Annotated in this window: 15 protein-coding genes; 8 read left to right on the top strand and 7 right to left on the bottom strand. The window is 36.8% G+C overall.

Translation table 11 applies throughout. From position 1 onward, the window contains the following. Positions 1-92: 92 nt before the first annotated feature. Positions 93-395 carry a hypothetical protein gene (locus BUB45_RS04310; RefSeq protein ID WP_073005635.1) on the bottom strand — a complete coding sequence of 101 codons (303 nt, stop codon included), beginning with the start codon at positions 393-395 and terminating at the stop codon, positions 93-95. Positions 396-454: 59 nt separating this feature from the next. Next, complete coding sequence (locus BUB45_RS20100; RefSeq protein WP_139300087.1) at positions 455-670, bottom strand: hypothetical protein; 216 nt, start codon at positions 668-670, stop codon at positions 455-457. A gap of 729 nt (positions 671-1,399) precedes the next feature. Here BUB45_RS20100 and BUB45_RS04300 point away from each other — a divergent pair. The 7 genes from BUB45_RS04300 (at position 1,400) to splB (ending at position 8,508) form a co-directional block, all read left to right on the top strand. Further along, positions 1,400-2,242 carry a metallophosphoesterase gene (locus BUB45_RS04300; protein WP_244527651.1) on the top strand — a complete coding sequence of 281 codons (843 nt, stop codon included), beginning with the start codon at positions 1,400-1,402 and terminating at the stop codon, positions 2,240-2,242. Positions 2,243-2,546: 304 nt separating this feature from the next. Further along, a complete protein-coding gene (locus BUB45_RS04295; protein WP_073005630.1) occupies positions 2,547-3,362 on the top strand; it encodes a lipid II flippase Amj family protein in 816 nt (271 codons plus the stop codon). A 238-nt stretch (positions 3,363-3,600) separates the two neighbouring features. After that, positions 3,601-4,788, top strand: coding sequence for a phosphoenolpyruvate hydrolase family protein (locus tag BUB45_RS04290; RefSeq protein ID WP_073005628.1), 1,188 nt, complete (start codon positions 3,601-3,603; stop codon positions 4,786-4,788). A 251-nt stretch (positions 4,789-5,039) separates the two neighbouring features. Next, positions 5,040-6,266 carry a Tm-1-like ATP-binding domain-containing protein gene (locus BUB45_RS04285; protein ID WP_073005626.1) on the top strand — a complete coding sequence of 409 codons (1,227 nt, stop codon included), beginning with the start codon at positions 5,040-5,042 and terminating at the stop codon, positions 6,264-6,266. A 1-nt stretch (position 6,267) separates the two neighbouring features. Next, complete coding sequence (locus tag BUB45_RS04280; RefSeq protein ID WP_073005625.1) at positions 6,268-7,092, top strand: phosphoenolpyruvate hydrolase family protein; 825 nt, start codon at positions 6,268-6,270, stop codon at positions 7,090-7,092. A 113-nt stretch (positions 7,093-7,205) separates the two neighbouring features. Continuing rightward, positions 7,206-7,487: a transcriptional regulator SplA domain-containing protein gene (locus BUB45_RS04275; RefSeq protein WP_280157321.1), complete on the top strand. Its 282-nt coding sequence runs from the start codon at positions 7,206-7,208 to the stop codon at positions 7,485-7,487. After that, positions 7,480-8,508, top strand: coding sequence for a spore photoproduct lyase (gene splB, locus BUB45_RS04270; protein ID WP_073005623.1), 1,029 nt, complete (start codon positions 7,480-7,482; stop codon positions 8,506-8,508). Before BUB45_RS04275 ends, splB begins: the two co-directional genes overlap by 8 nt. A gap of 453 nt (positions 8,509-8,961) precedes the next feature. Here the strand turns inward: splB and BUB45_RS04265 are convergent, their stop codons facing one another. Then, positions 8,962-9,348 carry a TIGR02328 family protein gene (locus BUB45_RS04265; protein ID WP_073005621.1) on the bottom strand — a complete coding sequence of 129 codons (387 nt, stop codon included), beginning with the start codon at positions 9,346-9,348 and terminating at the stop codon, positions 8,962-8,964. A gap of 119 nt (positions 9,349-9,467) precedes the next feature. Between BUB45_RS04265 and BUB45_RS04260 the strand changes: the two genes are divergently transcribed. Next, a complete protein-coding gene (locus BUB45_RS04260) occupies positions 9,468-10,286 on the top strand; it encodes a ZIP family metal transporter (protein WP_073005619.1) in 819 nt (272 codons plus the stop codon). A 59-nt stretch (positions 10,287-10,345) separates the two neighbouring features. Here the strand turns inward: BUB45_RS04260 and pabB are convergent, their stop codons facing one another. The 4 genes from pabB to BUB45_RS19745 form a co-directional block, all read right to left on the bottom strand. After that, on the bottom strand, positions 10,346-12,073 hold the full coding sequence (pabB, locus tag BUB45_RS04255) for an aminodeoxychorismate synthase component I (protein ID WP_073005617.1): 1,728 nt from the start codon (positions 12,071-12,073) through the stop codon (positions 10,346-10,348). Further along, entirely contained in the window at positions 12,048-12,650 is a 603-nt protein-coding gene (locus BUB45_RS04250) for an anthranilate synthase component II (protein WP_073005615.1), read from the bottom strand. The genes pabB and BUB45_RS04250 overlap by 26 nt, the downstream gene beginning before the upstream one ends. A gap of 460 nt (positions 12,651-13,110) precedes the next feature. Continuing rightward, the gene (locus tag BUB45_RS04240) at positions 13,111-14,160 is read right to left on the bottom strand and encodes a C45 family autoproteolytic acyltransferase/hydrolase (RefSeq protein WP_073005611.1); all 1,050 of its coding nucleotides are present in this window, start codon (positions 14,158-14,160) and stop codon (positions 13,111-13,113) included. A 507-nt stretch (positions 14,161-14,667) separates the two neighbouring features. Beyond that, entirely contained in the window at positions 14,668-14,805 is a 138-nt protein-coding gene (locus tag BUB45_RS19745; protein ID WP_170861702.1) for a hypothetical protein, read from the bottom strand. Positions 14,806-15,052: the final 247 nt, after the last annotated feature.

The raw sequence follows: 15,052 nt of genomic DNA, 5'->3' as shown, positions 1-15,052 counted from the left end.
ATGTAGTTATGTCCCTTTCTCACTTATCATGGTGTAAGAATTGTTAGTAGAGAGAACACAGTCAACTAATCACTAATTATTAGCACGGGTATTTATGAAGTTTTATTTTGTTTTAACACCGTTCGTTGGGTCGGAACGCCACCTAAATTAACGTTCCATTCTATAAACGTGTAAGGAGCCCCATCAATAATAAATCGCCCATTACCTTCATAGAAAGCTTGCTTTCCTTGTTTTTTTAATTCTTGTAAAATAGCTTGTATGTATTCTCCGTAATTAACATAGCGCTTGTCTAAATCAAAGACGATTTTACCTTTTCCTTGACCAGATAAGAAATTGAAAAAAAACAGTCCGCCAACAATAGCTAAAGGTATTAAAATAATGCTCCATATATTCATATTTTTTGTCTCCTCGTATATTATGTTTAGGCGTTATTTTTCCGCCTATTTTATTCTAACTAATTTATAAAAATTGTATCTGCTAGTGCTACCGTTACTTTCCACTGCAGGCGGACGCTTTCCGCGGGCATGGCTTGAGCCTCCTCACTCGCAAAAAACGCTCGTTGCGGGGTCTCAAGTCTCATGCTTTTCCCGCTGGAGTCGCCGCCTTCCGTTCCAAGTAACTTGGTTTGGACAAACTCATGAATTAGTAAAGACCTAAGATAATATGTCAAATATCTTGGACGTTCCGTGATGTTCCTAATAATGGTCTTAGGATCATTTGGGACAATTCTTACTCTCCTTGCGGACAACCGCATTAGAAAGACTGTTTCCCAGTGTGCGTTTCGACCTACACATATTTACTGGAGTCGGTTTAGGGTTGCCTTTTTTAAGCAAATTGTACCTTGATAACTAAAAAACTATTTAATTTTTACTTGACATACTACCGCAGGTCTTTATGAAGTAGTACGATGCAGAAAGAAAAATGTTTCATAATTTATCTATAAAATCCATTAAATGTAATTTTTGCTGTGTAGGAAACGATAAAGAGTGTACTTAGGAAATAAATAAATAACTATTTATGCATGTCTTGATTCATCGCCCAGTAACTAAGCGACTTCATGAAATCACCCTACGACGGTTCTTCACCTTACTGTGATTTTTTTATCTTCGTTGATTTGTTCCATTCGCTACGTTACTAAACGGGTGCCTCTCGTTGTTGTTCTTGCGCTATATTTAATAGCATAGCACTACCAATGATTGCCATACGTCCAATTCCTGTTAAATAGCTTTAGGCTTCCTCACGTAGTACAATCCCAATTAATGATCATCTATACGGTTTTTATTTGGGGTTATACTGATTATAAAATAACTGTCAAAGAATTTTCTACTCGTATTTTTTCCATATATTGCTTTAGCCAGATGATCGAATTTGTTTATATAATAGTAGTGGAGGTGATATATTGTATATTGGCTTAGTAATATGTATTCTTTTTAGTTACTTGTTCTTTAAAGGCCATCAAAATACACAAAAATTCGTCGTTAATGAAATTACGATAGATACAGATGATAGAGATAATAAAGAAAAGGTGCTTCAAATATTGCATATTTCTGATATGCATTTAGAAAATATTTCCGTTACTCCAGATCGTTTAATAGAAAGCATCGGTTCTTATAATATTGATATAATCGCGCTAACTGGAGATTTTTTAGATCGGAAACGGAGTATACCTAAGTTAATTCCCTATCTAAAAGCTTTAAGGAATTTACAACCAGTGTACGGTTCATTTGCTGTTTTTGGAAATCATGATTATGTGTTAAAAGAGAAAAACTTTGTAAAACTTAAGAAAGTATTAAATGAATATGGTTTTCAAACATTACAAAATGAAAATAGACAAATAGAATTAGATGGGAAAAAAATAAATATCATTGGAATTGATAATTATTCTACGAAGCATAGTGATGTAAAAAAAGCTTTCACTGGTATAAATCAAGGAACCAATTTAGTATTAACCCATGATCCTAACGTTGTCATAACGATTAATAACTATCGATTTGATTATTTACTTTCTGGACATTTTCATGGTGGGCAAATCCACTGGCCAAAACCGTATCATCTTAAAAAAATGGGACAGTTGGTCAAAATGAATATGATAAAGGGGCTCCACAAAATAAATGGACGTCCTTTCTATATTAGTGAAGGGCTCGGTCAAACCGGCTTTAACATTCGTATTGGTAGTCGTCCGGAAATTACTATTCATCATTTTGCTGTAAATGGTAAGGTAGAAAAGGCGATTTTAAAATAAGAGACCAGCAACATGAGAGAGGTTACTGTAAATTTGTATGTGAAAAGTTTAACTCATTTCCTTCACCTTCCAGTAAATTTAAGGTGGAGGATTTTTATAAGATAAGAAAGCTTTTGTTTTTCTGATACTTTGCTATAGAGCAAAACAATTTCTAGTTAAAAAATGAATAAAAGTGTACATGAATAGAGTTTGCAAATCACTATGTTGTAAAAATTGATAGAAAGAAGATTATCTATACATTTAAAACAAGATTATGGTAATGTAAAGCTATTGTTTTATCTTTTTGGGAAGGAATGTCATCCTTATGGAAGTTTTTACTGGGAAATTAATCCTTATTTTCTTGTTTATTTTTGTCATACACAGTATTGAAACTTTAGCTTATGCAGTGCGATTATCGGGGGCTAGAGTGAAAATGATTGCCTCTGCACTTGCTTTATTTAATGTAATGGTTATTGTATCCAGACTAGCCAATATGATGCAGCAACCGTTTACAGGGAGCCTTATTGATACAGCACCGCCAGTGTATGCGCTACAAGTGGTTGAAGATCAATACCGTATATTAATTGGAGCTTCTACTGCAGGTACTATCGCAGGTATTATTGTATTTCCAACGTTTATCGCCTTGTTTTCTAGAGCTATTATTCATTTGGCGAATGAAAAAGGATCTATACCTGCGCTTATAAAAAAAGGCTTTTCAATGGAATTTTTTATGCGCGGGTGGAAACATTTTCGCTTACCAAAACGTACGGATATAAAAGAAATTCGTTTCAGTGATATACCAATGAAATTATTTCTTATGAATATGATCATAACAGCTATTTACACAATAGGTGTGTTAGCTGCTTTATACGCCTCATTGCTTGTACCAGAACGTGCAGCTACAGCTGTCATGGCTTCTGGATTAATTAATGGAATAGCAACAATTTTACTTGTTGTTTTTGTAGATCCAAAAGTTTCTGTTTTAGCAGATGACGTGGTGAATAACCGAGGGAGTTATCGAACTTTAAAAGGCGTTTCGCTTATGATGGTAACCTCGCGTTTGTTCGGTACATTATTAGCCCAAGTACTATTTATTCCTGGAGCAAAGTATGTTGCTTGGTTTACTAAGTTTATCGTTTAACGATAGGTGTTTATTACATAGCTCGTAATAATTAGTGCGCTTTTTATTATGGGCATGGTTTTGCGGGGAAGTGTTTTTCAGTAAAAGTATAAAATTCTATATTTTTAGTATGATGAAAACTACATATTTTGTCTTCAAAACTTGGCTATCAATCAATTTTTATATACATATTGGTTATGCAAAAATAACAATATTAATGTATAGTATATTCAAAACAAGCTAGATGGAGAGTAAATGGATGGTATATAATAAATGGCGTTTGCTTGAAAAGTTAAATCAACAAATAAAAACAAATAGGCATGTGATTGGAGTTGCAGCTGGATCTGGGCTTACAGCTAAGTATGCAGAGCAGGGCGGAGCTGATTTTATCTTAGCATTATGTTCTGGGCGTTTCCGCCAAATGGGTGTTAGTTCCTTGGCTGGTTTTACAGCTTGTGCGAATAGCAATGAATTAGTTATGGACTTTGCTTCAAAAGAGTTGTTGCCAGTTATGACAAAAATTCCAGTTATTTTTGGATTGTTTGCCACCGATCCTATGCTTCATATGGAAGACTATATTTCACGTATTAAGCAATATGGTTTTATTGGAATTAATAACTATCCGACTGTCGGCTTAATTGATGGTCAATTTCGAGAGGCGTTAGAATCACAGGATATCACTTTTTCTAGAGAAGTAGAGGCTATTCGAATAGCACACCAACTTGATTTATTTACAGTAGCATTTGTGTTTAATCAATCACAAGCTATCGACATGCTTCATGCTGGTGCAGATGTTATTTGCGTACATTTAGGTTTAACAACAGGTGGTGTGTTAGGAGCAAAACAAATTCAGTCTTTACAGAGTGCTAAGAAGTTAGCCGTAGATATTTTTCGAGCATGTAATGAAATTAATCCGAATGTAATTAAGATGGTTTATGGTGGGCCTGTCAATAGTCCAATTGATGTGCAATTTATGTACGATGGTACGGGTATTAATGGGTATATTGGTGGGTCCGTGTTTGAACGCATTCCAGCTGAGCAAGTAATTAAAAATACAACCAAATCCTTTAAAGAAACGTTTAACATTCAATATGAAGCTTCTATTCAAAAAATAATGGAAGGATTTGCAAATAAAGAAGACTATGTAGAGTTTATTAAAGACTATATCAGTAATCATTATATGGAAGAAATCACCTTAAGTGATTTAGCAAATATTTTAAACTTATCCAGAACGTACGTAAGCACGCTTTTTAAAGAAGAAGTAGGCGTTTCTTTTGTTGACTACCTCATCAATTTCCGATTAAATCGGGCTATTGAAATGATGCATACGGAAAGATTACCCTTAGCAAGAATTGCTGAAATGGTCGGATATGCGAATTACGTACAATTCAGTAAGATTTTTAAAAAAAGAAAAGGAGTGTCTCCAAGCCGATTTTTAAAGGAGTAGTATATATTATGGGTGATGGTTAATACTTGAATTATAATCCCATTTACTTTTTTTACAGGAAATTACAAACGTGAAATCGTGTTAAACGTTTGTAAGTGAACATAAAGACAAAATGAACATACATAACGACATTAATTTTCACTTCCGAAAACGGTATCATATAAGTGAGGGCAAAAGTAATTTTAAATCACTACTGCTTTTACTTTCACAAATGGTGCCGTTTATTTATTCACGAAAAAGGAGAGAGTACATTGACAAAAACGATAGCTTTAGCAGGGACGTTTGATACAAAAGGAGAAGAATTTTTGTATGTAAAACATCTAATTGAGTCATTAGGTTTTAAAACCTTAACCATTCATACTGGTGTATTCAGACCACAATTTCAACCAGATATTTCAAATGAAGCCATTTTTCAAGCTGCTGGGGAAGACATACAATCCATTGTAGCTGCAGAAGATCGAGCGAAAGCTACGCTTGTATTATCAAAAGGTATGGAAATCTTATTACCTCAACTGTATAAAGCAGGAAAATTTGCAGGGGTACTCTCTTTTGGAGGATCAGGTGGAACTTCCATTGTAACTCCTGGGATGCGAGCGTTACCGATTGGTGTTCCAAAAGTGATGGTATCTACAGTTGCCTCTGGTAATGTAGCCCATTATGTTGGGACAAGCGATATAATGATGTACCCATCTATCGTTGATGTAGCAGGTTTAAATCAAATTTCTACAAGGATATTTTCGAATGCTGTGTTTGCGATTGCAGGGATGTTACGATTTGAAAATAATCAAAAGATAGAACAAAAACCACTTATAGCAGCTACCATGTTTGGTTTAACGACGCCGTGTATTAATTATGCGAAGGCATATGTGGAAAAGCAAGGTTATGAAATGCTTGTTTTTCATGCCACTGGGATCGGCGGTAAAACAATGGAGAGTTTGATTGAAGATGGGTTTATTGCAGGTGTGCTAGATATTACTACTACGGAATGGGCGGATGAGTTAGTTGGAGGTGTATTAGCAGCTGGACCGAATCGTTTAGAAGCAGCGGCTAAACATCACATTCCACAAGTGGTTTCTGTTGGGGCAGTCGATATGGTTAACTTTGGACCTTATGAGTCGGTTCCTGAAAAATTTACTGGGCGCAAATTTTATAAACATAACCCAACAGTGACGTTGATGCGCACAAATGTAGAGGAAAACAAACGCATTGGAGAAGTTATAGCTAAAAAGTTAAATTTAGCACAAGGGAACACTTCTTTAATTTTACCATTAAAAGGATTATCAGGCTTAGATGTAGAAGGTCAGCCATTCTATGGGCCAAAAGAAGATCAAATGCTTTTTCAAACGCTAAAAGAAAACGTTGACAGAACGAAGGTTCAAGTAATTGAATTGGAAAAAGCAATTAATGACCGTGCTTTTGCAGAAGCAGCAGCCGAAAAACTTATTCAATTAATTGAAAAGAGAAAAGGAGAGAAATAGCATGTTAAGTAGAAAAGAAATTATACAACGATTTCATGAACAAATAAATGAAGGTAATGTTTTACTTGGAGTAGGGGCTGGTACTGGGATTACTGCAAAGAGCAGTGAAGCTGGTGGTGCTGACATGTTGATCATTTATAATTCTGGACGTTATCGCATGGCAGGCCGTGGTTCTCTAGCTGGGCTTCTCTCCTATGGAGATGCTAATCAAATCGTCGTAGAGATGGGCAATGAAGTTTTACCAGTTGTTAAAGATACGCCAGTTTTAGCAGGTGTAAATGGAACAGATCCATTTCGTGTCATGGACGTATTTTTAAAGCAACTGAAAGACCAAGGATTTAGTGGAGTACAGAATTTCCCTACTGTCGGATTAATTGATGGTGTTTTTCGTCAAAACTTGGAAGAAACAGGGATGGGTTATGATTTAGAAGTAGACATGATTCGTAAAGCACATGAGCTTGATATGTTAACTACCCCATATGTCTTTGATGAAGACCAGGCTAAAAGAATGGCAGCGGCTGGAGCTGATATATTAGTAGCCCATATGGGTTTAACAACAAAAGGAACCATTGGCGCTCAAACCGCATTAACATTAGATGATGCTGTGGAGCGTATTCAAAAAATAATTGCTGCAGGTAGATCCGTAAATCCTGAAATCATGGCGATTTGTCATGGTGGACCAATCGCAGAGCCCGAGGATGCTGCTTATGTGATTAAAAGAGTCGATGGGATTGTTGGCTTTTTTGGAGCTTCCAGTATAGAACGATTTGCAGCAGAAAAAGGGATTAAAGAACAAGCGGAAGCATTTAAACAAATTGGTAAGTAAGTTTTAACAATACTTGTACGGAAGTCATGTTTATGTAAAAGAACTTCCCTAATTTAATTATTGATTTGACATTTTTGTAATAAAAGGGGAAAGATTGCGCATAATGAGTGTAAATGCTAAGAAAGCTAGGTGAAAAAATGGAAGTGCATCATCATTTTCAACCAGGTGAAGTTGTTTACATTATTATTCGCAATCCACATGCCCAAAATGTTGCACACATTCAACAAGCTGCTGTAGTCGAACACCCAGAGCAATCCAATGAGTTGGCGCTATTTATCCATGAAACGTACTATCCTTTAACAGAGGAAGTAGCTGTGTATAAAACATCGGATGAAGCTGAAGCGGCATATGCCTCAGCATTTGGCGTGGCGGATCAGGAAGGATATTATGGTTAAGCCGTTTGTACCGCAGCTTGTTTATGTGGAACCAAAAGCATTGGATTATCCTTTAGGGCAAGAGCTCGTTACAAAATTTGAAAATATGGGGATAGAGATTCGGCAAACTACTTCTCATAATCAGATTCGTAATTTACCTGGAGATAACCATTTTCAAAAATATCGGGTAGCAAAATCTACTTTAGTAGTAGGATTACGAAAAACGTTGAAATTTGATACGTCAAAACCTTCTGCCGAATACGCTATCCCTTTTGCTACAGGGTGCATGGGCCATTGTCATTATTGTTATTTACAGACGACGATGGGGAGCAAGCCGTATATCCGTACGTATGTTAACACAGAAGAGATATTTGAAGCTGCAGAGGCGTATATGGAAGAAAGAGCCCCAGAAATTACACGTTTTGAAGCTTCCTGTACGTCGGATATTGTAGGTATCGATCATTTAACCCACACATTAAAACGGGCAATCGAATTCTTCGGGAAAACAGAGCATGGACAGTTGCGATTTGTTACGAAATTTGCTCATGTTGATCATTTGCTCGATGCTGAACACAATGGAAGAACTCGCTTCCGCTTTAGTATAAATGATGATTACATTATTAAATACTTTGAGCCGGGTACGTCCAGACTTCATGAGCGGATAGAAGCCGCTGCTAAGGTGGCTAATGCAGGTTATCCATTAGGTTTTATCGTTGCACCAATTTATTTACATGAAGGTTGGAAAACGGGTTATTACGAGATGTTTGAAAAATTAGAAGCAATGTTGCCAGAAAAAGCGAAGAAAGATTTAACTTTTGAAATGATTCAGCATCGTTTTACGAAGCCAGCTAAGCGTGTAATTGAGAAAAATTATCCAATGACCAAGTTAGAGCTAGACGAATCAAAACGAAAATGGAAATGGGGCCGTTACGGCATAGGAAAATATGTATATAAAGATGAAGAACAAGCTGATATAAAAACGACATTACATGGGTATATTCAAGAGTTATTTCCAGCTGCTAAAGTGGAATATTTCACGTGATAAAATGTTTATCTTTAGAATTTGTGGCAACACCATAAGAACCTTTTATAAATGAGGGCTGCTAAACCGTTAAGGTGGTATAAGCAGCCCTTTTTCTTATGGTCTAGGAAATTATAAAATTTAGCAGCTGTGGATAAACTTACTAAGTTATTTAGCCACGTCCGGCTCCAGCCCCCAGCAACTAGGCGACTTCACTCCATCGCCCTACGATAAGTCATCATCGGTTCGTGTTAAAAAGGAAGGCCGATTAAAAACGGGCTTGCCGCCCACGGCATAACCCTGTTTTAGTGGCATGGTTCCTAAAACTTTCGTTGATTCGTTCCACTCGCTACGTTGCTAAACGGGCGCTTGCGCCTTTGTTCTTACGCTTAGAAAAACGGGAGCTTCTCCTAAAGATTTTTGGTTTATAGTAGCAGAAACAACTTTTGCAAGACCAGCCTTCTATAAAATAAATTAAACTAAAATATCAATGCCTTTTTCTTTTAAGTTCACAACACATTCTTGTAAATATGTGTCGTCATGTTCGGGGTAGAAAGGCCATTCATTACTAATATTTTCTTCCCCTGCATAGAGGCTTTCTTTTGTATGTTGCTTACATTGTTTCCCTCGGTAAAATGCGTTTTCCCATAAAGGATCGACTCGATATCCTCTTCCTTTCATTTCTTCCATAATGAATTGGTGATATAAAAACAGGCGATATGGAGAGTAGTGAAACACGTAATTTACAATTGCGTGACTTTTTCCCCAACCGTTTCCTCGTAAAGCACAACATTCTCGATGTTGCCCTAAAAGTTGTTGTCTAGGTAATTTTGTGATTAGCTTTTCATGCCAAAGTCGCATAATGTTATGTCCCCTCCTTTCAATAAATAGTGTCGTAAATAGCTTGTTAATGTGCCAATAGGATAATGTATGATAAAATGGCAGTATGGTAAATAATTGATATTTTGGAGGGTATGCGCATGCTCGTAGATTATTTTCTTACATTACATCCAATAATTCAAGCATTAATTGCAACTTTATTTACATGGGGGATGACAGCACTCGGCGCGGCTCTCGTTTTTACAACCAAAAATTTTAACCAACGTTTTTTAGATAGCATGCTCGGTTTTGCAGGCGGCGTAATGATTGCAGCTAGTTTTTGGTCGTTATTATCTCCAGCGTTAGACATGGCGGAAGCTAATGGTGACACGCCATGGGTTCCTGCCGCTATCGGTTTTATGTTTGGTGGAATAGCACTTTGGGGTGTTGACAAGGTATTACCACATTTGCATCCTACTTCTCCAATCCAAGAAGCAGAAGGGATACATCCAGGACGTAAAAAACGTAGCACGCTGTTAGTTTTGGCGATCACGTTACACAATATTCCTGAGGGCTTAGCCGTTGGTGTCGCATTTGGAGCTATTGCTGCTGACCTTCCAACAGCGACTATTACAGGGGCAGTAGCCTTAGCAATTGGTATTGGCATTCAAAATTTCCCTGAAGGTGTTGCGGTATCAATGCCATTGAGAAGGGAAGGGATGTCTAGGAAGAAAAGCTTTATGTACGGTCAATTTTCAGGAATGGTTGAACCAATAGCTGGTGTTGTTGGTGCTTTAGCTGTAACGTTTATTCAGCCATTACTACCATATGCACTTAGCTTTGCAGCCGGAGCAATGATTTTTGTAGTGGCAGAAGAGGTTATTCCTGGGTCGCAAGAACAAGGCAATCGTGATTTAGCCTCCATGAGTTTAATGGTTGGCTTTACAGTTATGATGATATTAGATGTTGCGCTTGGTTAAAGAAAAGCTCCAGAATAGACAAATCTATCTGGAGCTTTTTACTTCTACAAAATCTATTTTTACATTTGTTCCCTTTCAATGGTAACAGGGACCCAGCCTCTAACGCTGTTAATAAGCCAGATATTCGATATTTGTTGTAAATCTGTAATAGTAATGATTTTTTCTTGCACTTCTTTTGTTTCAAGTACATATTGACGGAAGGTTCCTGGTAGCAACCCGCATTCTACTGGGGGAGTATAATATTTTTTATCTATTTCTACGACCACATTGCCAATGGTAAATTCGGTAATTTGCAACTCATCATTCCATAATAAAACGTCATCAGCATCGGGATGCTCTGTTAAAAATGCTTCGTATATTTCTCGGTTTGTCGTTTTATGATAAAAGAAAGGGTTTGTTTTGTTTATTGCCCGTGTAGCAAGACGGACATGCAGTTGTTTTTTTAACATGCTTATCGGCTGCAGATCTAAATTAATTTGCCCAGTTTTGGATAACAATAAACGCAATTTGTGCACTCTTGTATTCGATTGCTGGGCAATTTGTTCCAGTTTCTGCTTTATAAATAATGGATCAAATGGGTAAGAAAAATGGGTAGCCGATTTTTCCATTCTGTTTAAATGGTACGCAAGCAATGGATAGCAACCGTTTTCTAGCCGAATACTTTCCAGTAAGTCAAAGCTATTTTTCTTTTTTTCTAACACGAGCGTTTTGGCAAGCATTTCTTCATATTCTTCCTCCGCTGTTGAATCCCAAGTTATTCCTCCTCCTACACCGTAAGTAGCTTCATTACTAGTGTTGTCAATGGATACTGTTCGAATTGGTACATTAAAGATCGCTTCATGTTCAGGAGTTATGTAGCCAATTGCACCACAATAAATATTGCGCGGTGTTTTTTCTATATTACGAATGATATTCATGGTGCTGACTTTTGGTGCCCCGGTAATCGAACCACAAGGAAACAATGCTCCAAAGATGCTCGTTAAATTCGTTTCCACTTCTGCTGTAACAGTTGATGTCATTTGAAAAACAGTGGGGTAGCGTTCTATTGTAAACAGTTCAGGTACACGTACGGTGCCGCGTTTTGCAATTCTACTAAGATCGTTACGTAATAAATCAACAATCATCACATTTTCCGCACGATTCTTTTCAGAATAATAGAGCCAATCCGCATTTGCTTTATCCTCTTCGATTGTGCTACCTCTTTTTGCAGTTCCTTTCATCGGTTTTGTAGTAACTACCCCCTTTTTTAAATGAAAAAAAAGCTCTGGGGAAGCCGATAAAATAGAATAATTGCCCGTTTGTAAATAAGCAGCGTAGTTTGCAGCTTGTGAAGCGGCTAATTGCTCATAATATGCAAAGCTATCACCTGTAAAATAGCTCCTTAAGGGAATGGTATAATTAACTTGATATGTATGACCTTCTTCAATCTGCTGTTTAATATGTTCAATTTGCTGCTTATATTCTTGTTCTTTGATATCCATTTGCCATTTTTGAATGGCAAATGGACTCACTCGTCGTTTGTGAGGTGCCTCCGCTTCTGAAAAAATACCGAACCATATTAGCGGAAAGCTCCCGTTTGTATGTACTTGAAAAGCTGGGTCAAATGCTGGCGCAGCTTCATAAGCTAGAAACCCTCCTGCGTAGTATCCAGCTTGAATATATTGCTCCACCTTCTGCAAACAAGGGACAACTTCAGATAACTCATAGGTGGAAATAATGGTAATGGGATCTTTAAATGCAACAGGTTGCTGTTCGTTAAAGTCAAATTGCAGGTAAATATTTTCCATTCTTATAACTTCCTTTGACAGTAAAAAAATTATGAAGTAATTCGATTCCACTTTTTGATAAAATTGCCTCGGGATGCGCTTGTATGCCTTCTATTGGATAAAGTTTATGGCGAAGCGCCATGATTTCTCCCTCTTTTGTCGTAGCGCTTGTTTCTAAGCAGTCTGGCATGGATTCTTTATTTACAATGAGGGAATGATACCGAGTAACTGCTAGAGGATTATTTAGATTTTGAAACATTCTTCGATTATCGTGGGTAATGAGAGATACTTTACCATGCATGGGTTGCTTTGCTTTTTCAATCGTGGCGCCAAAAGCTTGGGCAATCGTTTGATGACCAAGGCATATACCGAGTATAGGAATTTGTTGGTATAGTTTCGTTACAATTTCTAAACAAATTCCAGCTGAATTTGGAGTTCCAGGACCTGGAGATAGGACAATCGCTTCTGGCTGCAATTGTTGAACTTCTTCTACAGTGATCGCATCATTTCTTGCAATACGCACTTCCAAATCAAGCTGTCTTATATATTGTACTAAATTGAAGGTAAATGAATCATAATTGTCAATCATGAGTATCATAAAATGACTCCTCGTATATTAATTTAGGTGTTATATTCATCCGTTATTTTTCTAAGATTTTATTTGTTTTCCTAATCCAAATTGTATACGTACTTGAACCCGTCGTTTTTCACTATAGGCGGACGCTTTCCTCATGGTTGCTTGAGTCTCCTCGCTCGCAAAAAACGCCAATCTCATGCTTTTCCAGCAAGAGTCGACACCTTTCCTTCCAAGCGAATGATTATGTGCTCCTACTATTACTGGACATGTCCAGTTTTTAGACGTTTTTGAGATGTATTTGTCCCTTTGTTCCACTATCGGAAAAACGTTAGCTTTTGCCATAAAACTTGGCGACAAGCCAAGTTTTTCTAACGTATATAAGTATAACATAGATAGAAGGTAGAAAAGGCTTCAAGTAACCAGAAGGGAAACATCGCCCACTGGTTATGTTGAGAAAAAATGATTCGTGTTTCTAGCACCATTAAAAAAGTTCCATGTTTGCAAAAACTTCCGAACTATGCAATTCTCCTTTTATTCGTTTCATATTCGTGTCTTTGCCTTGAAGCCAACGGTTAAAGTCAAATAGTAAAGGCTCTCTATCTCCTCCTAGCGCAAACCACGCAAGTTTACTTTTAGGTAGGTATAGCGCCGTATGCAATGTTCCAGCCCAAGCCCCATATTTCGTCGAAAATATACCATTATTTGACTGATTGAGCATTTGGAAAGCTTGATAACGGGTATGGATATGTGTAGACTGACTTTCTATCGCATCGTAACGTCGCAAGGAATCATCCATGCGAAAACGGTTTTCTTCAGATAAATGCTGAAAATGATTTGTGCAAATAGAAGCATTGTGTACCACAACATCTCGAGGAGAGGCTTCGACGACTTTTCTCATGCCATTTTTATCAAGTAAGGCGTAACTAAAAGAGTGTCGATGTGGTATTTCCCTTAAAAGTGCAACAGCCTCTTCTACATTTTTACATGATTCCAAAATAATTCGTCCAATCATATTACATAAAAATCCGTCAGCAGACTGCTTACGATTAATAAAGTTATAACCCATTGCTAAACCATGCTCGTTCATCCCATCTGTTCGCCCTGTTATTTGCATTGTAGGGCCGAGAGCGGCGTATCCATAATCTGTAGGTTGATACAGTAAATAACGACCTTCATAGGTAGAGGGTGCATTATCGTAATTTCGCACCATGTAATCCGTATTTGTGTAAATAGAGCAGCCACTACGACCGTACTCCAAATAATATCCACCAAAATCTTGAATTGCTTCATTAATATTCATTTGTAGAGCATCTTTTAGACCGTGAAGTTCATCCCAGATACCAGGTGCAAATTGAAATAATCGTTCTTTTATTTTGTTGTCATCTATTATAAAATGGCGTTGCTTTTTTGCGGCCCATTGCTTTTTTCGATTGGGTAAAATAGGCAAATTTTTTAATAGCGTTCCTTGGTAATAACCAAAGTCGTAATGAGTTCCACGAAATTGATTAATATCACTATAAACTTGTTGCATGGAGAACCTCCCTTTCATTTAGAGGCTTTTGAGTATGATATACGAACATTATTCAGTGGAGGATGTACTTAAACTCCCTGATGAGTCAAGATTTCACATTATATAGGAATATAATTCATTTTTCCGTCATAGAATTTTTCTAAAAGGAAATATAAGTGGTGCTCCATGTTTGAATCGTTTGGAACTATATAGAGTTTACGCGATGTGTAAAAAAAAGCATAATAAAATGCTTTATGAAAGTAGTGCTGCTTTTTAACATATGTATTTTTAAAGACTTACTGGTGGCAAAAGGCTGTCGTTACGCTTGTACTGTACTATAAGGGATCCAATTTTATCTTATGAAAATGCTAGACAATTGCTAATCTCCGAGCATGTTGGTGCAATTTTTTGCTTTATAATAAACCAATGTATAAAAAATGAAACTTAGCGATAAGCCAAGTCTCATGAAGAATTTACGTTTTGCAACGAGCTTTATTTCATTAAAATTAGGTACAACAATGTTAATGCTTAACGATTTTGCTTTTTTATTTCCTGATTCATTGGATTTTCTCTGGAAAATTCAACATCGGGACGTAACTTATTGTGTTTATTTTGATTGTTTTGCTTGTTTTTGTCTTTGTTACGGTTTTTGTTTTGTTCAGACATGTAACTTCCTCCTTTGCTATACGTAGATTTTCCATATAGCAAATAAATTATGTATATACCTTGGGGGCTATGGATTATTAATCGTGCTGTTTTCGGTTTTGAAAGAGATAGAATTTAAAACTGTAGAGAAGGCTAGTTACAGCGATTTTGAGAAGTGAAGTTTTTTCTAATATTTTTTACTCAATAAGAAGGTCTAGAGGTGTATCGTATAACAACAACTACAGTTTCGGCTATAAAGATTAGCGAC

Source organism: Virgibacillus chiguensis, assembly GCF_900129865.1.
GTDB classification, from domain to species: domain Bacteria; phylum Bacillota; class Bacilli; order Bacillales; family Amphibacillaceae; genus Virgibacillus; species Virgibacillus chiguensis.
The sequence above is the reverse complement of the archived record's forward strand: the minus strand, read 5'-3'. Positions and strand labels throughout refer to the sequence as shown.

Bases quoted from the DNA above. Each gene is read 5' to 3' on its own strand.
- BUB45_RS04310 (WP_073005635.1), bottom strand. From the start codon at position 395: ATGAATATATGGAGCATTATTTTAATACCTTTAGCTATTGTTGGCGGA.
- BUB45_RS04295 (WP_073005630.1), top strand. From the start codon at position 2,547: ATGGAAGTTTTTACTGGGAAATTAATCCTTATTTTCTTGTTTATTTTT.
- BUB45_RS04290 (WP_073005628.1), top strand. From the start codon at position 3,601: ATGGTATATAATAAATGGCGTTTGCTTGAAAAGTTAAATCAACAAATA.
- BUB45_RS04280 (WP_073005625.1), top strand. From the start codon at position 6,268: ATGTTAAGTAGAAAAGAAATTATACAACGATTTCATGAACAAATAAAT.
- BUB45_RS04275 (WP_280157321.1), top strand. From the start codon at position 7,206: ATGCTAAGAAAGCTAGGTGAAAAAATGGAAGTGCATCATCATTTTCAA.
- splB (WP_073005623.1), top strand. From the start codon at position 7,480: ATGGTTAAGCCGTTTGTACCGCAGCTTGTTTATGTGGAACCAAAAGCA.
- BUB45_RS04265 (WP_073005621.1), bottom strand. From the start codon at position 9,348: ATGCGACTTTGGCATGAAAAGCTAATCACAAAATTACCTAGACAACAA.
- BUB45_RS04260 (WP_073005619.1), top strand. From the start codon at position 9,468: ATGCTCGTAGATTATTTTCTTACATTACATCCAATAATTCAAGCATTA.
- pabB (WP_073005617.1), bottom strand. From the start codon at position 12,073: ATGGAAAATATTTACCTGCAATTTGACTTTAACGAACAGCAACCTGTT.
- BUB45_RS04250 (WP_073005615.1), bottom strand. From the start codon at position 12,650: ATGATACTCATGATTGACAATTATGATTCATTTACCTTCAATTTAGTA.
- BUB45_RS04240 (WP_073005611.1), bottom strand. From the start codon at position 14,160: ATGCAACAAGTTTATAGTGATATTAATCAATTTCGTGGAACTCATTAC.
- BUB45_RS19745 (WP_170861702.1), bottom strand. From the start codon at position 14,805: ATGTCTGAACAAAACAAAAACCGTAACAAAGACAAAAACAAGCAAAAC.